Annotated in this window: 22 protein-coding genes; 7 read left to right on the forward strand and 15 right to left on the reverse strand. The window is 41.7% G+C overall.

The window, feature by feature from the left end:
- A complete protein-coding gene (locus AM500_RS25890) occupies window positions 1-156 on the reverse strand; it encodes a hypothetical protein (protein WP_197282605.1) in 156 nt (51 codons plus the stop codon).
- Entirely contained in the window at window positions 156-317 is a 162-nt protein-coding gene (locus AM500_RS25895) for a hypothetical protein (protein WP_197028428.1), read from the reverse strand. Before AM500_RS25895 ends, AM500_RS25890 begins: the two co-directional genes overlap by 1 nt.
- A gap of 171 nt (window positions 318-488) precedes the next feature.
- Between AM500_RS25895 and AM500_RS16345 the strand changes: the two genes are divergently transcribed.
- From AM500_RS16345 to AM500_RS16365, 5 genes are all read left to right on the forward strand, one after another.
- Window positions 489-833 (forward strand): DUF3905 domain-containing protein, encoded by a 345-nt coding sequence (locus AM500_RS16345; RefSeq protein ID WP_053600159.1) that lies wholly within the window; start codon window positions 489-491, stop codon window positions 831-833.
- A gap of 157 nt (window positions 834-990) precedes the next feature.
- Window positions 991-2,112 (forward strand): CdaR family transcriptional regulator, encoded by a 1,122-nt coding sequence (locus tag AM500_RS16350; RefSeq protein ID WP_053600160.1) that lies wholly within the window; start codon window positions 991-993, stop codon window positions 2,110-2,112.
- A gap of 119 nt (window positions 2,113-2,231) precedes the next feature.
- Window positions 2,232-3,668 (forward strand): glycolate oxidase subunit GlcD, encoded by a 1,437-nt coding sequence (glcD, locus tag AM500_RS16355; protein WP_053600161.1) that lies wholly within the window; start codon window positions 2,232-2,234, stop codon window positions 3,666-3,668.
- A complete protein-coding gene (locus AM500_RS16360) occupies window positions 3,665-5,008 on the forward strand; it encodes a (Fe-S)-binding protein (RefSeq protein ID WP_053600162.1) in 1,344 nt (447 codons plus the stop codon). The genes glcD and AM500_RS16360 overlap by 4 nt, the downstream gene beginning before the upstream one ends.
- Window positions 5,009-5,171: 163 nt before the next feature.
- Complete coding sequence (locus tag AM500_RS16365) at window positions 5,172-5,369, forward strand: alpha/beta-type small acid-soluble spore protein (protein ID WP_043933539.1); 198 nt, start codon at window positions 5,172-5,174, stop codon at window positions 5,367-5,369.
- 26 nt (window positions 5,370-5,395) lie between these two features.
- Here the strand turns inward: AM500_RS16365 and AM500_RS16370 are convergent, their stop codons facing one another.
- The 7 genes from AM500_RS16370 to AM500_RS16400 form a co-directional block, all read right to left on the reverse strand.
- The gene (locus AM500_RS16370; protein WP_231688186.1) at window positions 5,396-6,472 is read right to left on the reverse strand and encodes an anti-sigma factor domain-containing protein; all 1,077 of its coding nucleotides are present in this window, start codon (window positions 6,470-6,472) and stop codon (window positions 5,396-5,398) included.
- A gap of 20 nt (window positions 6,473-6,492) precedes the next feature.
- Window positions 6,493-7,248: an RNA polymerase sigma factor SigI gene (sigI, locus tag AM500_RS16375; RefSeq protein WP_231688018.1), complete on the reverse strand. Its 756-nt coding sequence runs from the start codon at window positions 7,246-7,248 to the stop codon at window positions 6,493-6,495.
- 174 nt (window positions 7,249-7,422) lie between these two features.
- Complete coding sequence (locus AM500_RS16380; RefSeq protein ID WP_053600165.1) at window positions 7,423-8,529, reverse strand: DUF5667 domain-containing protein; 1,107 nt, start codon at window positions 8,527-8,529, stop codon at window positions 7,423-7,425.
- 368 nt (window positions 8,530-8,897) lie between these two features.
- Window positions 8,898-9,653: a TerC family protein gene (locus tag AM500_RS16385; protein WP_053601751.1), complete on the reverse strand. Its 756-nt coding sequence runs from the start codon at window positions 9,651-9,653 to the stop codon at window positions 8,898-8,900.
- A 257-nt stretch (window positions 9,654-9,910) separates the two neighbouring features.
- Window positions 9,911-10,372: a hypothetical protein gene (locus AM500_RS16390; protein WP_053600166.1), complete on the reverse strand. Its 462-nt coding sequence runs from the start codon at window positions 10,370-10,372 to the stop codon at window positions 9,911-9,913.
- A 261-nt stretch (window positions 10,373-10,633) separates the two neighbouring features.
- Window positions 10,634-11,734, reverse strand: a complete 1,101-nt coding sequence (locus AM500_RS16395; RefSeq protein ID WP_331457341.1) for an SDR family oxidoreductase — start codon at window positions 11,732-11,734, stop codon at window positions 10,634-10,636.
- A 495-nt stretch (window positions 11,735-12,229) separates the two neighbouring features.
- Complete coding sequence (locus tag AM500_RS16400; protein WP_053600167.1) at window positions 12,230-13,810, reverse strand: peptide chain release factor 3; 1,581 nt, start codon at window positions 13,808-13,810, stop codon at window positions 12,230-12,232.
- 411 nt (window positions 13,811-14,221) lie between these two features.
- Here AM500_RS16400 and AM500_RS16405 point away from each other — a divergent pair, with 411 nt between their 5' ends.
- Together AM500_RS16405 and AM500_RS16410 are read left to right on the forward strand one after the other, a co-directional pair.
- The gene (locus AM500_RS16405; RefSeq protein ID WP_053601753.1) at window positions 14,222-15,946 is read left to right on the forward strand and encodes an AAA family ATPase; all 1,725 of its coding nucleotides are present in this window, start codon (window positions 14,222-14,224) and stop codon (window positions 15,944-15,946) included.
- A gap of 140 nt (window positions 15,947-16,086) precedes the next feature.
- On the forward strand, window positions 16,087-16,518 hold the full coding sequence (locus tag AM500_RS16410; protein ID WP_053600168.1) for a YkvA family protein: 432 nt from the start codon (window positions 16,087-16,089) through the stop codon (window positions 16,516-16,518).
- Between the two features lie 149 nt (window positions 16,519-16,667).
- Here the strand turns inward: AM500_RS16410 and AM500_RS16415 are convergent, their stop codons facing one another.
- From AM500_RS16415 to AM500_RS25110, 6 genes are all read right to left on the reverse strand, one after another.
- The gene (locus AM500_RS16415; RefSeq protein WP_053600169.1) at window positions 16,668-17,219 is read right to left on the reverse strand and encodes a cell wall hydrolase; all 552 of its coding nucleotides are present in this window, start codon (window positions 17,217-17,219) and stop codon (window positions 16,668-16,670) included.
- Window positions 17,220-17,382: 163 nt separating this feature from the next.
- A complete protein-coding gene (locus AM500_RS16420; protein WP_053600170.1) occupies window positions 17,383-18,252 on the reverse strand; it encodes a carbohydrate ABC transporter permease in 870 nt (289 codons plus the stop codon).
- Window positions 18,249-19,268, reverse strand: a complete 1,020-nt coding sequence (locus AM500_RS16425; protein ID WP_331457342.1) for a carbohydrate ABC transporter permease — start codon at window positions 19,266-19,268, stop codon at window positions 18,249-18,251. Before AM500_RS16425 ends, AM500_RS16420 begins: the two co-directional genes overlap by 4 nt.
- Before the next feature lie 114 nt (window positions 19,269-19,382).
- Window positions 19,383-20,675: an ABC transporter substrate-binding protein gene (locus AM500_RS16430; protein WP_053600171.1), complete on the reverse strand. Its 1,293-nt coding sequence runs from the start codon at window positions 20,673-20,675 to the stop codon at window positions 19,383-19,385.
- Window positions 20,676-21,029: 354 nt separating this feature from the next.
- Window positions 21,030-21,158, reverse strand: coding sequence for a YjcZ family sporulation protein (locus tag AM500_RS25105; protein WP_082347256.1), 129 nt, complete (start codon window positions 21,156-21,158; stop codon window positions 21,030-21,032).
- Window positions 21,159-21,178: 20 nt separating this feature from the next.
- Window positions 21,179-21,280, reverse strand: coding sequence for a YjcZ family sporulation protein (locus AM500_RS25110; protein WP_081773047.1), 102 nt, complete (start codon window positions 21,278-21,280; stop codon window positions 21,179-21,181).
- Window positions 21,281-21,299: the final 19 nt, after the last annotated feature.

A 21,299-nucleotide genomic window follows, 5' to 3' on the forward strand; every position in this document is an offset into this window, starting at 1 on the left:
TTATTTTTTCTTTTCATCCTTCTCTTTTTCCGCTTGTTTTTCTTCCTTATGCCAGCGTTCAGCAAACAGTTCATAAAGCTTGATTCCATTTACATCACCAAACTCTATGCCAAACTCTTCGTAAAATTCCTTATTGGGCTGCCTCGATCCTTTCATCAGCCTCGCCCTTTCCTTCCCTGCTTTGAATTTCTGTTGGCCCCTTTCATCGGGTCTTCTTCATGTGCCAATTCAGCCGAAAAATCTGATTCAATTGAATTTTTGTGCGGTGTCTTGCTATATTTCTCGACTGCATTACGTTCAGCTTTTCGTTTTGCCATTCCTGACTCCTCCTTATTCTTAACTCCAGCAGCCTTAGTTTTGCCCCTTTAGCACCTTTCATTCATTCACCACGAACTTAATTAGAAATTAGAAAGTCGGGGCTTACTCTTAATGGATGCAGGATAAAATCACTGCTGATTTTAGACAATAAAAAGAAAGGAGGAATTACAATGAAAGAAGAAAAAAAGTCCGAGATTCTACAAATTGACGGAACAATGCCTCATCAAATCAATGCTGCTGATTTTTCAGAAACCAGTATTGAAATAGAACCCCCATTCAAAAATAAACATGGGGTAATCATCGGGGACAGCCATTATGCTTCTCCCAATTCACCGCTGGAAAATTGGACGGCAGAAACAGACCCGGAGATCATGGCTGGGGATGAATGGGTGCATCCGACAAATGATATTGGCTGGAATAGCCCAGAAAACCGGGAATTACTAGAAAGCAAACGCAAGCCAAATGCTGTACCCTTTATGCACCCGGATAAAGATACAAGTAAAGGAACTGACTGAACTATAACATCTTTAGAAAACGATTAATGATGAATAGTCTGGAAATAGTTATAGCACCTCCTCAATCCCTTCTTTATAATAAGAAGTATAACTATGTGTTGCCGGTTCAGGGACGTTTTCCGGGGCAACAACTAATGAAAGAGCAGGAGGAGGAAAGTTGATTTTTCCAGAGCTTGCAGAAAAAATTGTTAAGGAAGTAAGTAAACTTATTGATGAAGATCTTATTGTGGCGAATACAGATGGAATCATAATAGCGAGCACGGATAACTCGAGAATCGGCTCCTTTCATGAAGGAGCATCGATTGTCGCAAAAGAAAAACAAAAACTAATCATTACAGAAGACGATCAGCAGAAATTAAAAGGTGTAAAAGCTGGTATTAATTTCCCGATTTTCTTTCAAAAAGATGTTATCGGTATAATCGGAATAACAGGAGATCCCGCATCCGTTACACCGTTCGGGGAAATTGTCAGAAAGATGACTGAACTTCTGATTAGCGAGAATTATTTTTACAGTCAGTACGAATGGCAATCGCGGGCCGTTGAGTCATTCGTTATGGATTTGATTCAATTAAAGGATTGGGGCGAAAGCTTTACCGACCGGGCAAGGCTTCTTTCAATTGACCTAACAATTGATAGAGTTGCCGTTATAATTGAATTGCGGAATATTGGACAGCCCCTTCCACGAGATGCATGGGTTGGAATTTTAGGCTGGCAAAATTTTCTTCCTTCAGATGTGTCCGCCCGTTGGGGAAATGACCGCATTATCCTCCTGCTTGATCATTCCAGACATAGAACACGGAGTGAGATTTATTCGTCACTTCACCAGTTTGCCAATTTTATTAGCTCTGTTTCAGGATGCAATGCCTTTATAGGAATAGGTCCTGCAGCCAAACCTAGAGACATCCAGCATGCGTACCTTCATGCCGTACGAGCATTGAAAATAGCCAGCACCGCAAACCCAATTATCTTTGATGAAGATCTGACACTTGAAATGCTTCTGGATGCTCTTAACCCTACCTTAAAGAGAGAGTTTCTCATTCGTGCAATCGGCTCACTCCTCCATGAAAAAGAACTCCTGCAGACAATTCAAGAGCTATTTGTACAAAACAATTCAATGAAGCTAACTGCAGCCAGCCTCCATATCCATATTAACACCCTCCACTACCGACTAAAAAAAATCGAGGACCTGACAGGCCTCGATCTAAAGAAGACAAATGATATGATAACTCTTTATTTAGCTTTATTGATTTTGGAAGAACAAACAAATAATTCTCGCTAAGATTAATAATATTTGTAGATTTACACATAGCAGGCAACCGCTTGCTTTTTTTATAATAAGATTAAGACTATTCTTAATTGGTTTATGAAAGCGGTTTATTTAGATGGGAGGAAAAACGAATGTTGGCACAGCATACAAAAAGTAAAATCAGTGCGGAAGCGAGAAAGAGATTTATTGCAGTTGTAACAGAAGCAAATTATGACGATAGCCAGACAGGAAGGCTTGTTTATTCATTTGACGCAATGCCTACTCTCCAATCAATGCCGGACGCTGTCATCAGTCCCCGGAACACACAGGAAGTATCAGCAATTGTTAAAATCTGTAATGAAAACAAAATTCCAGTTGTACCAAGGGGCTCTGGAACAAATCTCTGCGGAGGGACCTGCCCCGTTGAAGGCGGAGTTGTCCTTCTATTCAAGCATTTGAATAAGGTACTCGAATTCGATGAGCAAAATCTTACCATAACAGTCCAGCCTGGTGTCATTACGAGCCAGATTAACAGCCTTGTAGAAGCGAATGGCCTCTTCTTTCCCCCTGATCCTGGGTCGATGAAAATTTCTACAATCGGCGGCAATATCCTGGAAAACGCAGGAGGTTTGCGAGGTTTGAAATACGGAGTCACACGCGATTATGTCATGGGTTTGGAAGCTGTTCTCCCAAATGGCGATATTATCCGTACTGGCGGCAAATTGGCAAAGGATGTAGCGGGATATGACTTTACACGCCTTTTTGTGGGATCTGAAGGAACATTGGGCGTCATAACAGAAGCTATTTTAAAGCTCGTTCCACTTCCTGAGACAAAGAAGACCGCTCTCGCTCTTTACGAGGATCTCGAAGATGCGGCAAGATCGGTTTCAAGCATCATTGCAAATAAAATTATACCTACGACCCTCGAATTCCTTGATCAGGCAACAGTAAGGGTTATTGAAGATTATGTAAAAATCGGACTTCCCACTCACGCAAAAGCAGTACTTCTAATTGAACAGGACGGACCTCCGGAAGTCGTTGAGCGTGACATGGGCAAAATTCTCGAGATTTGTAAAGAAGAAAAGGCATTTTCGGTCCAAGTGGCTAAAACTGAACAGGAAGCTGAAGCGCTTCGGACTGCAAGGAGGGTTGCCCTTTCGGCCTTGGCAAGGCTAAAGCCCACTACTATCCTGGAGGATGCTACTGTCCCTCGTTCGGAAATTGCGAAAATGGTTGGCTATATTAACGAGATCGCTGAAAAATATAAAGTTGAAATCTGTACCTTTGGGCACGCCGGCGATGGAAATCTACATCCAACCTGCCCAACCGATGTCCGCAACCATGACGAGATGGAACGGGTAGAGAAAGCTTTTGAAGAAATTTTTGAACGGGCTGTTGAACTTGGCGGCACCATTACAGGTGAACACGGTGTTGGCGTTGCAAAAGCCCCTTATTTGGAATTAAAGCTCGGAAAAGAAGGTATAGCAGCAATGAAGGCAGTAAAAACTGCGCTAGATCCGAATAATATTATGAACCCTGGCAAAATATTTGCTAAAGCCAGCAGAAAACGTGTGGTGGTCTCAAAATGACAACTGTTAAAGAAAAAGAAATAATCCAGGACCAATTCAAGGAAAGAATGAATGAAGATGAATTATTGAACTGCATGAGGTGCGGCTTCTGTCTGCCAAGCTGCCCCACTTATATCGAATCCGGATTCCAGGAAACTCATTCACCGCGTGGCCGAATCGCTTTGATGAAAGCTGTAGTCGACGGAATTATCCCTCCTGATGAGGATTTCGAACGTTCATTGGACCTTTGCTTAGGCTGCAGGGCCTGTGAAACTGTTTGCCCGTCAGGTGTTAATTATGGAGCCTTGCTAGAGGATGCACGCGATATTGTCGCTCAAAATAAAAAGTACTCCCTCCCTGTAAGGGTCGCCAGAAAAGCGGTTTTTAAAGGGCTCTTTCCACATCAGAACAGAATGCGTTCTGTAGCCGGATTAATTAGCTTTTACCAGCGGTCAGGCCTGCAGACAGCAGCAAGGAAAATTGGATTTATGAGCCTGCTGCCAGATTCTTTGGCAACAATGGAAAAAGTCCTACCGAATGTTCCTCCAATGAAGGAGCTGAAAAATCGTCCCGACTTTGCACCTGCAATTGGCATGAAAACTAAAAGGGTAGCGTTTTTCAGCGGCTGCCTGATGGATACAATGTTTATTGAATCCAATAATGCTACAATCAAACTCCTTCAGCTTGCCGGATGCGAAGTCATCATTCCAAAGGATCAGGCTTGCTGTGGTGCCCTGCACGGCCACTACGGAGAAAAAGACCATGCCAAGGAAATGGCAAAGAAAAATATCCAGGCCTTTGAGGAGGCAGGCGCAGACTTTATTATCACAAATGCCGGCGGATGCGGAGGCTTCCTGATTGATTATGGGCATCTCCTCCATGATGATCCTGTATGGTCCAGCCGAGCCCATTCCTTCGCAAGTAAGCTAAAGGATATTTCACAAATTTTAGTTGAGGTAGGATTCCATGAACAGGTTGAACTGGAGCTTCCCTATCAGGTTATTACCTATCAGGACTCATGCCACCTTCGCAATGTCATGAAAACTGCTTCGGCTCCAAGAACTTTGTTAAAGGCAATTAAAGGCACCGAATACCGGGAGATGCAGGAAGCAGATCGCTGCTGTGGTTCCGCAGGTATATATAACATCATTGAATCCGAAATGTCGATGAAGCTGCTTGATTACAAAATGGAAAAAGCAAAGCATACTCAGGCTGCTACCATCGTGACAGCGAATCCCGGCTGCCTCCTTCAAATGAAGCTTGGTATCGAACGTGAAGGATTGACTCAATCAATGCGCGGTGTTCATATAGTCGACCTTCTGCTTGAAGCGGTTAAAGATAAAGTCCTTTTGAACAAATAGAACGTATGGAGCCTCTTATGGCTCCTTTATTTTTTGTATATAGAATAAGGTCTTTTATTATCCTTCCCAGCTGGAGCAAGAGTTACCATTCATAATTCACCGTTTGCTTCGGATACTATTTATACAGAGAGACAGTCTCTGATGCTTAAAAAGGAGTGGTAATATGGCACGCAATAGTAATAAATTACTTGTACCAGGCGTTGAGCAATTCCTGGACCAGGTCAAATACGAAATCGCCCAGGAATTTGGTGTCCAATTGGGCTCCGATACAGTTTCAAGGGCAAACGGTTCAGTAGGCGGAGAAATTACAAAACGCCTTGTTCAGCAGGCTCAGGCACAAATGACTGGCCGTTCAGAATAATAATTGAATATATGGAAAAAGTCCGGCTAATCGCCGGACTTGCTTTTGTTTCTATGCTGATTGTTATTAGGCTGCTGTGATTTCTTATCTTTTTTTTCTTTACTTTTATTTTTTCCTTTTTGGTTATCCTGATTTTTACCTTTAGGGTTGTCTTTATCTTTTCCTTTATCTTTGCCTTTGTCTTTATCCTCTTTACTTTTAGCCTTATCTTTACCTTGAGCCTTATTGTTATCTTTAACCTTATCCTTATTGCTGTTTCCTGGGTTTTGTTTGGCTGGATGATTCTTTTTGCCATTATTGTTATTAGCCAGGCCTTTTTTGTCATCCTGTTTTTCAAGTACTGCTTTCTTTTCCTGACCAGGGTTTGTTTCTTTTTTATCCTGTCCTGGGATGGCCGCAGGAACAACAGGGGCAGGTTGCTTTAATTTAGTTTCCCCTTGTGATGCTGGCTCTGCTTCTTTTTCAGCATTATTTTTATATATTCCTGTAGTTTGTCCGTGTTTCCAGGCTTGCTTCAAGTCTTTTTCTGTAGCTTTTATCACTTTTACTTGATGGCTATCCTGCTTGGCTTTCTTTGAAATTTCGTTAATTGTAGCCTTCAGTTTTTTTTCGGCTTTTGTTTCTTTTTCTTCTGTATTTACAGAGGATATAATAACTTCATTCGAGTCTGAAAAATAACCGGCCGAATCAATTGCAGCAAGAATTTCTTTCCCAACTTTTGCTGCATCCTTCTCTTCCCAATCTATAAGCCCTGAGGTGATCTCTTTTCCCTCACGATTGTAGGCAGTTAATTTAATAACTTCCATTTTGTCATTGACCCCAAGTTCTATACTTGGCTTTACATCAATGGACATATAAGCATAAACCTTGTTGTCATCCAAATTGGTAGCCATGGCAGATGCCAGCAGCAATACTGCAGCTGCGGCAACAGTAATTCCACGCCTCATTGATGCTAACCACTTAATTGAAAGTTTCTTTTCAGGAAGGCCAAGAAGCTCGGGATTAAATGATATTTCTTCCCCGATTGAATATATTCTTTTTTGCTTGCGTGCCTTTAAAAATTCGCCCTCAGGGGTTAACAAGGTAACAAACGTTTCATCCATTTCCAATATGATACCTGTCTTCATGAGTCAAGCACCCCTTTTATATAGTCCTTCATATATACATAATCACCCGACATAATTAAAGCCATTGCGATGATATACTTGCGATTTCGTTCAAGAGTTTTACGGCTCACATCCACCAATTCTTCCAATTGTTTAATGGGCAGCCTTTTTGTAGAAAATAAGCTTTCACGCAAGTCTTCCCTGCTTGCAAGCAGGCTGGCCGCTTCTATTGCATTTTTCCTAGCATCAGCATGTTTTGGGGAATGCTCAACAAGATCCTGAATGGAAAGATCATACTCTTTTAAATGTCTTTGAAAGCGAAAAATCTCTTCTCTTCTTAGCTCTTCATCAGACCTTTTTCGATAGTCATCAAGCGAAATTTCATTTTCTATTATTTTGCCGCGTGCTTCCGAGTCATCCGGATCATTTTGAAGTTCAAGACTTACCGAGGAATGCTTCGCCTGGGTTCGAATATAATCAATTACTCTCCGTTTTATTAGCACTTCAGCAAAACTTAACAGCGAGCTGCCACGATCTGGTGAATACTTTTGAATCGCTTCATTAAACGCAATAAGACCTATGCTAAACTCATCGTCTGATTGAACGATATACCGTTTGCAAACAACTGATACTGTTTTTGCAATAAACGGCTTATACGCTTCAATCAATTCATTGTTCAGCTTCTTATCACCTTGCTGTATTAATTGGACAGATTCCTCAAGCGTCCTTTTCTTTTTGTTGGATAAGAACAATAAGCTTAGCATAACCCTCACCTCTCTAGTCCCCAATTATAGCATAAGGGGCTGCGGAGTGGTTTGCAAAAGTATAGATGCCTTTTAGAGACAGGGACATTTGTCGGCCTGGCCAACCCAAATTTAATTATTGAAACTAGAGAAAAGATAGCCTATGACCAGGCTATCTCCTCCCATGTCAATTGCAGGTGAAGGCTACTTTCCATTGTTTTTATGTTCATTCGACTTACCTTTTTGTTCTTTTTTGTCCTGTTTTCTTACTTCTTTTTGAGCCTTTTTTTCGTTCTTTTGAGCTTTCTTTTCGTTCTTTTGAGTCACTTTAGTTTCTTTCTTTTCTTTCTTTTGAGCTGCTTTTGCTTCTTTCTTTTCTTGTTTCTTTATTTCTTTAGCCTGCTTTTTTTCATTTATGGCCTTTTTCTTTTCTAACTTTTCAGCCTGTTTTGCATCTTTCTTGGCCGAATTGGCAGGTATGGTTTTGACAGGATCCTTTTTAGAATCTACAATGCCATCCCCATCTCCTGATTCTGAAGGTTCTGAAGGAACAGCAGGTTTATCAGAAGTTTTTCCTTCTTCCAGATCTGCTTGTTCGGAATCTTTAGTGGACTCCTCTTCTATCTCTGCAAGCTGTTTGGCTATTTTTGCGTAGGTTTTATCAATATTTTTTTGTAGTGCTGCTTTTGCTTTAGGGTTTTGAACCTTTTCTAGTGCTGCTTTTAAGGCTACTATATTTTGGCGGGGGACATCACTTGCTTCCTTTTCCCCTTCTGTATCCTCACTTGCAGGTTCCTCATCTGCAGGGAGCTCGCCAGACGGTGATTTTTCACCTTCGGCAGGCTCTTCTGCCTCATGACCATCGTCTTCTGGTTTTTCATTCTCAGGCTGTTCAGCTTCCTCGCCTGCTTGTTCCTCGTAGTCTTCCAAATAGGTAAGTGCATCTTTAATTGTTTCAATTGCACGTTCTTCTTCGCCGGCAATAAAGAGCTCTTCCGCTTCAGCTAGGCGTTCCGCAGCATAGGCAGCAAGCAATTCAGCTTCCTTATCATTATTGAACGCAATCGCTAGCTTGATTTTTTCAAGGGCAACTTTTACAAAATAAAAGAAATCTCCAGGAATTAATGATGGCGTATCTGTGTCGTCCAATGCCTGTACAGCTTCATCTGATGAAACAGGTAAAGTTTGAATCTCATCTTGGTTTTCAGTACCAGTATTTGCCTTGGCAAGCATTGGAGAAAATGCAAACGTTCCAGCCAAAACCATAGACATTGCAGCCTTGGCTATCTTCTTCATCTCTTTTTCTTTCAATAGTTGTCACCTCTGCGAAAGTATTGCGGCGCCGCTTTTCATTAAACATTACGCTCGCAAAAATTCCGTTGTGAGGGTAGTAAAATTGAAAGCAAAAAAATATTTTCCCAACAAACAAGTCCATCAACCTACAATATTGATTGTATAATCGGTGCTTTCCCCATAATCCTAAAACTAAATCACGCAGCTCCGCCCCTGCACGATTCCATCAACCTTATTTAAAAATCTAAAATATCTTTTACCACAAACCCTATTTTCCAGTAAGGCGGTGGAGCGGAGTATAATTAAACTTTATAATAAATAAACCAAAAAATGGGTGCTCCCCCCATAATCCCAAATACTAAATCACGCAGCTCCGCCCCTGCACCTTAAAGATGAGCATGTTCAGTTTTCTTTGAAAAGAAGAAGCCACCGACAGCAAGGGCGATCAGTACACTCCAAAATACAAGCTTCCATAAAATCGATTCTGGAAAGTGCTCGTCGATAATGCTAACTTCAGGATGTGCCATTGTAAAAACGGCAAGTTTGACTCCAACCCAACCGACAATCATAAATGCCGCTGTCTCGAGACTTGGGCGTTCTTTTAATAGTTTAATAAACTGCGTAGCTGCAAATCTCATCATGACAATGCCTGTAATCCCGCCAAGGAGCATGACCAGGAATTGTCCACCGTCGAGGCCTCCAATAGTGAACCAGCCTAATGGAGTTATAGTCATGGACAGTGCAACTGCTGCCAAAATCGAATCAATCGCAAACGCGAGATCTGCCAGCTCTACTTTAACGACCGTCCCCCAAAAGGAAGAGCTGCCTTGTTTCGGTGAGATTACGAGTTTTTTAGGGGCATGGTGCTGATGCAAATGTTTAGCGGAAATAAAGAATAAGTAAAGTGCGCCAGCGGCCTGGATCTGCCAAACGTCTGAAAGTAACGAAATCATAAATAATGCACCAAACCTAAATATAAATGCCCCCAGTAAACCATAAAACAATGCTTTCTTTTGCTGATTCTCAGGGAGCTGTTTCACCATTACCGCCAGTACCACTGCATTATCTGCTGCCAAAATCCCCTCCAGGCCAATCAGCACCAGCAAAACCCAGCCATACTCCATTACCAATGAAGCATCCATCAGTTCCTCTCCTCCTACTTTTGGATTTCCTTCTCCAAGCAGCAAGGAAGACGGAATTAGACGCAAAAAGACCCCTGCCTGAAGGCAAAGGTCTTGCTAGACATATGTATGCCAACAAAGCCGGCGGCAACTACCGCGAAATGACGACTTTGCTTTAGGTTTCCCTAACAGCTACTCCCCTTTGATAAGGACATATTCAGTTGTTTACATACTATTATAACGATTTTAAATTTGTCCGGTTCCATTTTATTTATGTCTTAATTGTGACTGAAAAATACAATTCGTTTAAGGGCGTAACCAAACAATAAACCCGGCAGTAAAAAGAGCATCGGTGTAAAAACAGGACCGGGTGTAATGCCCGCAACCGTCACCTTTGATGAAATCATCAGGCCAACTGTTACAAAATACGCACCAAAAACAAAGGGCAGAAATGACCCTTTTTCGTCTTCAGGCATTGCAGTCCTATATGCGTCCCATAAGGCAAACATATACAGGCATGGATAAAACATAAGCCATCCGTAATCAATCGTAGCGAAGGCTGCCGGGATATCGCCCATAAAACTATGTTTTATTGCTTCATTGAAATTGCTATTAACATTAATCGTAATTTCGAGTAAGACAAACAGTATTCCTTTTATCAGGCTTCCCGACAGAATCTGGCTAAAACCAGGCAGGGCTATATTCCATACTATTGCCTCTAATTTATTTAACTTTTTCATATTCCTACCCGCTTTTTGGCATAATCCGGTTACCCCATTCATAACGGGCAGTAAAAAACCCAGCCTAAAGATTCAAGAAATTAGATTGGGATCAACTGCCCGTAAAGGTCCAATTGGTGAACTAAGAATTTTCTTAGGGCTTCAATCCCTAGAAAAATCAAACTAACCATCAGTGGGGAAACGTAAAATCCCCCTAGTGGGAAGGTTCACTTAATATCTCCTTTAGCATATCCAATTTATTGCCAGTTAACTCGGGATTCATTAGTTGATTTTCACTTGATATTCGGGATTATTTTTGTTTTTCATATAAAACCCTACCATTGCCTCTAGTCCTTCCCTGAAATCTGGACATGAAATACCGGACCCTTCTAAGTCTTCACTGGCTTGCGAGCAGTCAAAATGTCCCTTCCAGGTGAAATAATCCAAAGCCTCTCTCTCTACACCCAACATTCGCCGAACAGACGAAACTGAAAGGCTAACCCTCGCCATGCTAAGTGGAAGTGTTCCCGTTGGAGTCTTATCAATAAGTTGCTTCATAAGCATTTCGTAAATTTCCGAAACTGTATACGGCGAAGGGTCAGTGAGGTGATAGGTTTTTCCAGCACCTTTGTCAAGGAAAGAAAGGTAAGCCGTCGCTGAAATAATATAATCAATGGGTACAAAGTTGATTACGGCATCGCTGTTGCCCAGACGTGGGATAATTGGCAGAAAACGAAGACGATCCAGGAAATTCATAATAAAATAGGGGCCATCAAATTTAATCGTTTCTCCGGTTTTTGAGTGCCCTTTTACAATACCAGGCCGGATAATCGTAGTAGCAATATCTTTTTTTAACTCTTCCACAAGAACTTCCGCTTCATATTTTGTTTCTTCATAAAAATTTTTGAATTCAGCAGGCCGAATTAGCTCCGTTTCGAGTAATTTCCCTTCTCTTCTGCCAGCCACATAAGCGGTACTGAAATATATATATCGTTTTATATTGTGAAGCGATTTTACCCAAACATTCACATTGGCTGTCCCCTCGACATTTACCTTCCGGGCGATATCTTCTGGAACAGCCAAATCATAAATGGCTGCCAGATGAAAAACATGAGTAATAGTTTGTTTAAGTTCTTCAGCCTCCCCCTGCTTGATCCCAAGCTCTGGTTTCGTGATATCTCCTTCTTTTATCCTGAATTTCTCCTTACTGCGGACCGTATCCCGTGCAATTTTGCTGATTTCCTCCTTTGCCTTGCGTTTCATTGCTGGCTGTACGAGCACATAGACCATACCCGCTTCATGCCTTTTTTGTAAAATCTCTCTAATTAGCTGATTACAAATGAATCCTGGAAACCCTGTAAATAAGTAGTTCTCCCCCATCATTCCATCTCGCTTCCAATTTAGATTATATTTCTACTCTAAAAGAGGTCTATCCAGGGTGTCAAACTAGAGAGTGAATTTTCTGAAATTATGAAATGAAAACAGAAACTCCGATTTAGCCACAAGTCATTATGCTCCTCACGCGCCCTCTATAATGTTTCGAGTATTGGAATGGGAAAATTATGTGGCCGTTGTTAACTATAAAGTTATACTAAAGAATTTCAGAATCCGAATTTATTAATTGGAGCGGAAGGCACGAAGACTCGTTCGAAAATGCAAAAAACGCATTTTCTCCTGCGATGCCTTTTCAAGGATGATTATTCAACGTCCTGTGGGAGAAGCGGGACAGGTGAGACCCCACAGGAGCAAAGCGACGAGGAGGCTCACCGCACGCCTCACGGAAAGCGAAGCGCCAGTAGCGGAAATCAACCACTTGTTTAACATAGCTTAAAACAAAAATAAACCGATGGGAATTCCCACCGGTTTACATAATTAACCTTATTGATGCATATCCATCGGATTATAAAGCTTTACTTCGGGGTTTTTATCCTGGAACCATCTAAGAGCAAATTCATTCTCGAATAGAAATGCATACTTTCCAAACCTATCCTTCACTAACAAGCTGCGTGAATTGGAAAGTTTTTCGTCGACTGTTTCTCCCTCAACCCACCGGGCTACCTTTGATCCCTGGCGTTCCATTATTACATCCGAATTGTATTCGTTCTTCATCCTGTGTTCGAAAACCTCGAACTGGAGCTGGCCTACGGCACCCAATAGATAGTCCTCAGTTGCAACGGTTTTGAAGAGCTGAATCGCGCCTTCCTGAACGAGCTGTTCAATTCCTTTATAGAACGATTTTTGTTTCATGACGTTCTTTGCAGAAACACGGACGAACAATTCAGGTGTGAACTGCGGCAGGCGCTCAAACTGGAATTGATCCTTGCCAGTCGTAATTGTGTCTCCAATTTGATATGTTCCTGTATCATAAAGGCCAATAATGTCACCACTTACAGCCTCTTCGACCGTACTCCGTTCCTCCGCCATAAATGACGTAGATTGTGATAGTTTAATTTGCTTGCCAAGACGAGGGACATTCACACTCATTCCTCGTTCAAATTTGCCAGAGCAGACACGAACAAATGCAATTCGGTCACGGTGTGCCGGATTCATGTTAGCCTGAATTTTAAAAATAAATCCTGAAAAATTTTCAGATAGCGGGTCAACTTCACCCGCTGATGAGTTACGCGGTACTGGAGGCGGCGCAAACTGCAAATAAGACTCCAGGAATGTCTGAACCCCAAAGTTGGTCAAGGCACTGCCGAAGAAAACAGGAATTAAATTACCTGATTCAATCCGCTCGGGTGAAAATTCATTTCCAGCCTCGTTTAGAAGCAATACTTCCTCGAGCGTCTGATCATAAAGGCCTGTTGACTTAATTTGGTGATCCCCATCAATTTCACCATCCTCATTTAGAGGAATAAAACGCTGTTCTTCGCCAACCCTGAACTGCTCAATTCTGTTATTGTATCTGTCGTAAATCCCAAGAAATTCTTTGCCCATACCAATTGGCCAATTCATTGGATAAGACTCAATTCCAAGCACTTCTTCCAATTCAGCCAAGAGCTCAAGCGGTGCTTTCCCCTGACGGTCAAGTTTATTAATAAAGGTGAAAATTGGTATTCCGCGCATCCGGCAAACCTTAAATAGTTTCAAGGTTTGTTCCTCGATTCCCTTTGCCGAATCAATTATCATAACAGCACTATCGACCGCCATAAGGGTCCGGTAAGTATCCTCACTAAAATCCTGGTGTCCAGGAGTATCCAGGATATTGACCCTGAACCCGTCGTAATCGAACTGCATGACACTTGAGGTTACCGAGATTCCGCGCTGCTTCTCAATTTCCATCCAGTCACTCGTAGCAAATTTGCCAGTCTTTTTAGCTTTTACAGTTCCCGCATCCCGAATTGCTCCGCCAAATAGGAGCAGTTTTTCGGTCAAGGTTGTCTTCCCGGCATCCGGGTGTGAAATAATTGCAAAAGTCCGTCTTGACAGGACTTCTTCTTTAAAATTCGTACTCATTTTTTACTTCCTCACTTCTAACATTAAATGGTTAATCCATAACTTTAATCATATCCCGTACAAGTAAATTGCGCAAGCGGTCCTTCTTTCACTTTCCCTTTACTCATATTGTCTTGCACTGTATAAAGCTTACTGTAAATAACTTTTTGTCTAGAATGTGTCCAAATCCTTGAATGAAAAATAAAATTTTACATCGGAATTTTTTTAGAAAATAATATGTCAAAAGTCCTGAAAAGGCCTGATTTTGTTTGTTTTATCCAGGTAAATCGATTCAATAATTCACTAGTTGTTCACTCCTCCAAAGCTCTTTTTCCTGCAATTACCAATGATGATAATTCAGAATTCCTATTTATTACAAATGGTATTTTCATATAATAGAGTTACAGAGTAAAGGAGATGAGCATAGTGGATATGAGTAAAAAGGCAATCAATAAATTCATTCCGCTGATTACAGCTGTTTTGTTAGTAGCCGCGGGATTTATCTGGTATATACAATCAACAACAAAAGCAACAGCAATTCCCTTTTCTTCTTTGGAAAGAAAAATTGCTGCAGAAAATGGCGAGAAGGTCAGTCTAGAGGAACGGTCCAATGGCAGCTTAACACTAACAACAAGTGAGGGGAAATTTGTGACTAAAGTGCCTCCAAACAGCGAGATGGCAAACAATCTTGTTTCTAAGTACAATGTGGAATATTCATACACCTCCAGTAGCAAATACGGCAAATGGATTTTGGGAGGGGTAATCGTTTCCCTGGCAGCTGCGGCTTTTGCAGTCCAAAAGAAGGGCGGAAATGGCCTTGGTGTTACAAATACGATGAAAAATAGCCTTTCCAAGGCTCGTCCACTGCCTGAAATCACTCTTCAAGATGTCGGCGGACTTGGAAATGAAATGAAAGAAGAAATTCTCCAGACTCTTTCCATTATTAAGGAACCTGAACGATCATCCAAACTTGGGGTTAAGCCTCCAAAAGGAATCCTTCTTTACGGACCTCCTGGAACAGGTAAAACACTGTTGGCACAGGCAATGGCAAAAGAACTTGGCGCTTCCTACTTTTCAACAAGCGGTTCGGCCTTTAATGAATTGTTCGTCGGCGTTGGGGCTTCACGGGTAAGAAGCTTGTTCCAAAATGCGCGCAAACAAACACCTGCAGTCATCTTCATTGATGAAGTCGACGCACTTGCAGGAAAGAGGAAAGCACTTGGCGGTGAAGAATCCGAAAAAACACTTACAGAATTGCTTGTCCAGCTTGACGGTGGACATTCAAATGAAGGAATCCTGTTTGTCGCAGCTACAAATAGGAAGGATATGCTTGATGATGCGTTCCTCCGCCCGGGCAGGATTGATTTTTCCTTCCAGGTTCCACTTCCAGATACAAAGGGCCGCAGGGAAATTATTGATATCCATACAAAAGGCAAAGTGATGGCAGACGACGTTCAATCCTCACTTGATGACCTTGCAGAAAGCACATCTGGTTTCTCTGGCGCAGATTTAAGCATGCTTTTTGAAACAGCCAGCAGACGCGCGATCAGAAACGGCAAGGATATGATTTCAAAAGAAGATCTCGATTATGCTCTTGACCGTACAATACTAGGAAGCACATCCCGGGAATTGCAAGATGCAGACACTAAGCGCAGAGTTGCAATCCATGAGGCAGGCCATGCCATTGTAGCCGCAGTTACAAAACCAGGCTCAGTCCGGAAGGCGACCATAATCCCTCGAGGTGAGGCATTGGGTTATGTTGCTCCAATCCCTAAAGAATTGCATCTTTCCACAACCAGCGACCTGCTTGACCGGATTGCGATGATTCTTGCTGGCGGTGTTGCAGAAAGAATGTATCTTGGGGAACACAGTATCGGAGTATCCGGTGATGTCCAGCAGGCAAAGAATATCATTGAACAAATGGTTGAAACCGGTATGCTGCAGGATGGTTTCACTCTAACTTTTGTTAAGGCAGAGAAAGAAACGAAAATGCAGGAGCTCTTCCAAAGAGGTCTTGAAATGTCACAGTCCATTATCAGCGCACATTCAGAAGCATATGAGCAATTGGTAGAGGCTTTGTTGAAAAAAGAAACACTCGAAGGTTCTGAAGTAGATGCAATTATTGCTGCAGAAAGCAAAGATGCTGTTTTAGCTTAATTTATAAAGACCATGTTTTAGCCGGTTCCGAGTGGAGCCGGCTATTTGTATTTGCCTTCCTGCAATATACAAGTTTAAATTAACAGAAGGAGTGGAAAATTACCTAAAGCAGTAGTTTTTTAGGAAAGAGGGGAAACCGAATGGATAACAAGTTTGAAAGTGAACAGAAAAAGTATGAAGGACGAGCCCAAAAGTACATTGACAACCCAAAGGAAACAGAGTCCCTTTTAAAAAAGGCATTTGGAAAAGCCGAAAGCAATAAAGGCTCTCTCGGTGAAGCATGGCATAAGCTTCAGCTTTTGTTCGAAATGGTTCGGTCCTGGTCAAAAGGAGAATACAAGAACGTTTCACGAGGAACCATTCTTGCGGTCATCGGTGCGATTATTTATTTCGTTTCTCCGATTGATCTTGTACCTGATTTTATCGTCGGTTTAGGGATTCTTGATGACGCTGCTATCATTGCCTTTACTTGGAAAAAGCTGACCAAGGAAATCGAAGAATTCAGTGTTTGGAAAAATACAATTGAAACAACTGAAATTGAGACATCCGAGTATGAAAGACCTCTTGTATAACATCTAAAAATGAGTTTCGTGCCACCTTATATTTTTGTCCGGGCTTTAAGTAAGCCCGGTTTTTTCATTTTTTCTTTATGTGAGAACATAAAAAAACCCTATCCATTTTTCAGGATAAGGGAATATGAATTGCGTTCAAGAACGTGTGTCTAAATGGAAAAGTTGTGTTCACCAATCTTTTCAATGACAGGACGTGTGCGAATCCAAGTGTCTGTAGCAATTTCAGGATTATAGAAAAACAACGCTTCCGTTACCTTTTCATCGGGAGCAAGAGCCTCTTCAACAGCTTCTTTTGCTTCATTCCCAGCAGGTTTGTTAATTTCCCCGTTCGCAACTGGATCAAATTGCCGTTTTTGATAAATTACATCTTTCACGGTATCAGGAAACTGCCCATCCTCAACTCTGTTTAAAACAACCTCAGCAACTGCGACTTTCCCTTTGAAAGGTTCTCCTTTTGCTTCGGCATGGACAAGTCTTGCTAACAGTTCTTTCTCTTCTTTTGTTAATTTAGGACTTTCTTCTTTTGGTTGTTCTTCTTTTATCGGTGTATCCTTTTTAACGATATTTATTTTTCTCTCTTTTGCCGGTTCAAATGTGCTGCCATTTTTTTCTTGAGTTATGGATTTTGCTGAAAGCGACCCTGGGATGGCAAGCATGAGCAACATGGCCGGCATAAGAAGCAATGACGCAGGTTTCTGCATTCTCATCTCCTCCAATTCCCTTTTTTTCAGTTCTTAACTAGGCTAACATGAATAGGAGTAGAAAATCACTCACAAAAACCTTCCATGGAAAGTGTGGGAGTTCTTACCATACTTTTGCTTTCAATAAATGAAACCCGGCAGTTGCCGGGTTCCATCCCTAAAATCAACCCTTTGTTCCTGATGAGATATTCGATCCCTCAATAAAATAGCGCTGAAACAGGAAGAATATCAATACAATCGGTAACAGTACCATGACTGACATTGCCATCAAATAATGCCACTGTGTCTGGACAGTGCCTTTAAAGGTTTGCAAGCCAATTTGCAAGGTATAGAGCCTTTCATCATTAATATAAAGGAGTGGCCCTAATAAATCGTTCCACGCTCCTGTAAAGTTAAAAATAGCTACTGTCATCAACGCAGGCTTGGTCAGCGGTACCATGATATGCCACCATATCTGCAAGTGATTCGCCCCATCCAGTATTGCAGCTTCAATAAGCGAATTTGGAATGGTCATCATAAACTGCCGGAGCAAAAAAATGAAAAAAGCACTGCCAAGGAATGCTGGTACTATTAAAGGCAAGTACGTATTCAACCAGCCGAGCTTCGAGAAAAGGATATACTGAGGAACCATTGTCACAAACCCTGGAATCAGCATTGTCGATAGGACGATGACAAACAATGCATTACGCCCTTTAAATCGAATTTTAGCAAACGCATAAGCAACAAGGGAATTAACCAGTACTGCCCCAATCGTCCCAATCACAGCTATAAACATTGTATTCATAGCCCAGCGTGTAAATGGTGCTGTTTTCCAGGCATCAACATAATTTTCAAAATGAAATTCGTTTGGAATGAACGTTGGCGGGTATTGGGCTATTTCAGCTGGAGATTTTAATGATGTCGAAACCATCCACCATAACGGTAAAAGAAGGACAATGCTCCCAGCAATCAGAATAAGCGTAATAGTCCAGGATTTAAGGTTCCGTTTGAATTTTCTTGTTTCATAAAACTTAGGGGCGGTATACTCACTCATTTATTATCTCCCCCTTCATAATACACCCAGCGTTTTCCAATTTTCATATTTAAGACAGTCAAAACCATTACGATGATAAACAACAGCCATGCCATTGCCGATGCATACCCCATATCAAACAATTCAAATGCATTGTTCCACATATGAAGATTGTAAAATAACAGTGAGTTTGCAGGTCTTCCACTGCCTTCTTCACTCATGACATAGGCTTCCTGGAATATTTGGAATGCCCCTATTGTACTAGTAATCACATCGAAAAAGATGATAGGGGAAATCATAGGAAGGGTAATATTGTAGAACTTCTGTAAGCCCGTTGCCCCTTCTATATCTGCTGCTTCGTACATTTCTTTTGAAACTCCCTGGAGACTTGCGAGATATAAGAGCATCCCGCCGCCTACACTCCACAGTTTCATCAAGATTAATCCTGGCTTTGTCCACTCTGGGTCAAAAAGCCAGGCGGGACCATCGATACCAAACCAGCCAAGGAATGTATTGACAAGGCCTGTCGAAGGGCTAAGCAGCTGCATCCATAAGAAATAAACCGCCACACCCGAAAGTATTGCGGGAAGATAATAAATCGTCCTGAATATTTTCATTCCAAGTATCTTTTGGTTTAACAACAATGCAATCAAAATTGCCCCTACAGTCGTAAGCGGCACTGAAAAAGCAACATAATAGAGAGTGTTCCATAGCGATGTCCAAAACAAATTGTCGATAGTGAACATCCGAACGAAATTATCCATTCCAATAAAATTCATCTTAGATGTAATATTATAATCCGTGAAGCTGGCAGCAAGTGAAAACAGCAGTGGTCCCGCTGTCAGGCATATAAATCCTATAATCCAGGGACTGATGAACAAATAGCCCCAAATATTTTCTTTAAACTCCCGAGTTATCTTTTTGTTTGGAGTTTTCATATCCGCAGCTGCGCTTGGAGTTTTACTCTTTTTCGCAGATACGCTGCTTACCCCTGACTCTTCCGGGAGTGCTACTTCTGCAGATTGAGCTGATTTCATTTCAATCCCCCTTTTTACGTACTATATAAAAGAGAGATGGATGGCATAGCCATCCTTCCCTCCTTTTTAGTTAAAGCCAGCTTCAACGGCTAGCGTGTGCGCCTTTTGTTCTGGCTATTTTTTAATTTTCTTTACATCTGCTTCTGCTTTTTTCAAGGCCTCGGCAGGAGTTAACTTACCTGCAAAAACATTATCGACATGCGGATTGATTCTATTCTGATAGTCAGGATAATCCAGTGGCACCGGGAACATCTGAGTTGTTTCAAGGTTTTTCACTGTCATTTCGTATACCTCTTTGCCTTGTCCATCAAGTGACTCTGCTACAGCTTTAGCGGCTTCAATATTAGCAACGTTATCGAAATTCTTCTCGCCCCAATATTGCTGCGCGTCCTTGCTTGTCAGATATTTAATAAATTCTGCAGCTTCCTCGGGATTGTCGGATCCTTTAGGTATTTCTACTACAAATCCGCCGCCATCCGCCCAATTCTTGCTCGATTCATCATAAGCAGGAATAGGCGCTACACCGAACTCCATATCTTTTCCGTAATCACGGAGTTGTGTATAGAATGTTCCGACCTCAACCATCATCGCGACTTTACCAGAAATGAACGGGTTCGCCTGCTCGCTTCCAAATTCAGCCTTGAAGGCTTGGACATTCTTTTCGCCATAGTGGTCCTGCCACTTTGTCAGCCATTCAAGTGCTTCAACCTTCTTTGGCGTATTGATGGCCAATTCGCCATTATCTATAAAACCTCTTCCACCATCAGCACTAACCATCCATGAATTAGCTCCAATGTTGCCCCAAAGTGGATAAAAGCCAAATCGATCAAATTTTTTCCCTTTCTTTACATCCAGCTTTTTCGCATATTCTTCAAGCTCTGCCCATGTTGTTGGCGGTTTATTAGGGTCAAGCCCAGCTTCCTTGAATAACTTTTTATTGTAGAATAAGAGCCTTGTATCTGTATTGAATGGTACAGCATACGGCTTGCCTTTATATTCAACTGTTTCCCACAAATGCGGATAAAATTGATCCTTGAATGAATCATCCAGATATTTGCTCAAGTCTTCTGCTTGTTTATTTTCTGCGCGCTGTGCCACCGAGTTGATATCATTCACCACAACATCAGCAGGGTTTCCTGCTGCAACAGAAGCGAGGTTTTTTGTCCAAATGTCACCCCACGGCAGGAATGTATGCTTTACTTCAATTTTGTCCTGGGATTCATTAAAATCTTTTACTATTTTCTCTATAATCGGCCTGCGTGTTTCTGATCCCCAGAAGGTCCAGAAATCAATAACAACTTTACCATCCTTCGAATTTGCGGAGGTAGAGGCATTATCCCCGCTGCATCCCGCCAGTACCCCTACTAGCAAAAGAACACTAAAAAACAAGTAAACTCCCTTTTTCATTGTTACCCTCCTGATAGTCATATAATAATACACTCCATCTATTTACCCAGCTTCTCGTGGTGAAAACCTATTTCCCGACAATTCTTTTTTAAAAACGACAATTTTTATGAAAAGGTTGTTTCCTATGAACCAGTTTCTAGCCGAGAAGCTAAGAAAAACCGCATGCCTTCTCTATAGAGAACATAGTCGTTTTTTCAGGGGAAGAGGTAGTTTGCGAAAGCAGAGCCTGAAAAGGTAACAGAGAAGCCTTGTCAGCGGGCGAATATGTACAGTTTTTTTAACCGTTAATTAAGTTTTTTCTGAAAAAGAAATAGCCGGTCTCATAAGTTTGGAGACCGGCTTTGTTGCAATTACTTAGTATTTAAAACACGCTGCTCCTACAATAATGAGCAAGATGAACAGGACAACAATCAAAGCGAAACCGCCATAACCACATCCGCCACCATATCCATGACCATATCCGTATCCATAACCGTATGGCATGTAAGAACCTCCCCTTTTAATTAGTAACCGCCGTAGCCCCAGGAAGCCCCAATGATAACCAATAGAATGAATAGTACAACAAGCAGGGCAAATCCGCCGCCGTAACCGCCAGTGCCTGACATTAAACATTACCTCCTTTTG

Origin of the sequence: Bacillus sp. FJAT-18017, from assembly GCF_001278805.1 — a bacterium.
GTDB lineage: Bacteria > Bacillota > Bacilli > Bacillales > Cytobacillaceae > Bacillus_D.

What these genes read in the sequence shown, in the direction of transcription:
- AM500_RS25890 (WP_197282605.1), bottom strand. Translation starts at nt 156, where the DNA reads ATGAAAGGATCGAGGCAGCCCAATAAGGAATTTTACGAAGAGTTTGGC.
- AM500_RS25895 (WP_197028428.1), bottom strand. Translation starts at nt 317, where the DNA reads ATGGCAAAACGAAAAGCTGAACGTAATGCAGTCGAGAAATATAGCAAG.
- AM500_RS16345 (WP_053600159.1), top strand. Translation starts at nt 489, where the DNA reads ATGAAAGAAGAAAAAAAGTCCGAGATTCTACAAATTGACGGAACAATG.
- glcD (WP_053600161.1), top strand. Translation starts at nt 2,232, where the DNA reads ATGTTGGCACAGCATACAAAAAGTAAAATCAGTGCGGAAGCGAGAAAG.
- AM500_RS16360 (WP_053600162.1), top strand. Translation starts at nt 3,665, where the DNA reads ATGACAACTGTTAAAGAAAAAGAAATAATCCAGGACCAATTCAAGGAA.
- AM500_RS16365 (WP_043933539.1), top strand. Translation starts at nt 5,172, where the DNA reads ATGGCACGCAATAGTAATAAATTACTTGTACCAGGCGTTGAGCAATTC.
- AM500_RS16370 (WP_231688186.1), bottom strand. Translation starts at nt 6,472, where the DNA reads ATGGATGAAACGTTTGTTACCTTGTTAACCCCTGAGGGCGAATTTTTA.
- AM500_RS16385 (WP_053601751.1), bottom strand. Translation starts at nt 9,653, where the DNA reads ATGGATGCTTCATTGGTAATGGAGTATGGCTGGGTTTTGCTGGTGCTG.
- AM500_RS16390 (WP_053600166.1), bottom strand. Translation starts at nt 10,372, where the DNA reads ATGAAAAAGTTAAATAAATTAGAGGCAATAGTATGGAATATAGCCCTG.
- AM500_RS16395 (WP_331457341.1), bottom strand. Translation starts at nt 11,734, where the DNA reads ATGATGGGGGAGAACTACTTATTTACAGGGTTTCCAGGATTCATTTGT.
- AM500_RS16400 (WP_053600167.1), bottom strand. Translation starts at nt 13,810, where the DNA reads ATGAGTACGAATTTTAAAGAAGAAGTCCTGTCAAGACGGACTTTTGCA.
- AM500_RS16405 (WP_053601753.1), top strand. Translation starts at nt 14,222, where the DNA reads ATGAGTAAAAAGGCAATCAATAAATTCATTCCGCTGATTACAGCTGTT.
- AM500_RS16410 (WP_053600168.1), top strand. Translation starts at nt 16,087, where the DNA reads ATGGATAACAAGTTTGAAAGTGAACAGAAAAAGTATGAAGGACGAGCC.
- AM500_RS16415 (WP_053600169.1), bottom strand. Translation starts at nt 17,219, where the DNA reads ATGCAGAAACCTGCGTCATTGCTTCTTATGCCGGCCATGTTGCTCATG.
- AM500_RS16420 (WP_053600170.1), bottom strand. Translation starts at nt 18,252, where the DNA reads ATGAGTGAGTATACCGCCCCTAAGTTTTATGAAACAAGAAAATTCAAA.
- AM500_RS16425 (WP_331457342.1), bottom strand. Translation starts at nt 19,268, where the DNA reads ATGAAATCAGCTCAATCTGCAGAAGTAGCACTCCCGGAAGAGTCAGGG.
- AM500_RS16430 (WP_053600171.1), bottom strand. Translation starts at nt 20,675, where the DNA reads ATGAAAAAGGGAGTTTACTTGTTTTTTAGTGTTCTTTTGCTAGTAGGG.
- AM500_RS25105 (WP_082347256.1), bottom strand. Translation starts at nt 21,158, where the DNA reads ATGCCATACGGTTATGGATACGGATATGGTCATGGATATGGTGGCGGA.
- AM500_RS25110 (WP_081773047.1), bottom strand. Translation starts at nt 21,280, where the DNA reads ATGTCAGGCACTGGCGGTTACGGCGGCGGATTTGCCCTGCTTGTTGTA.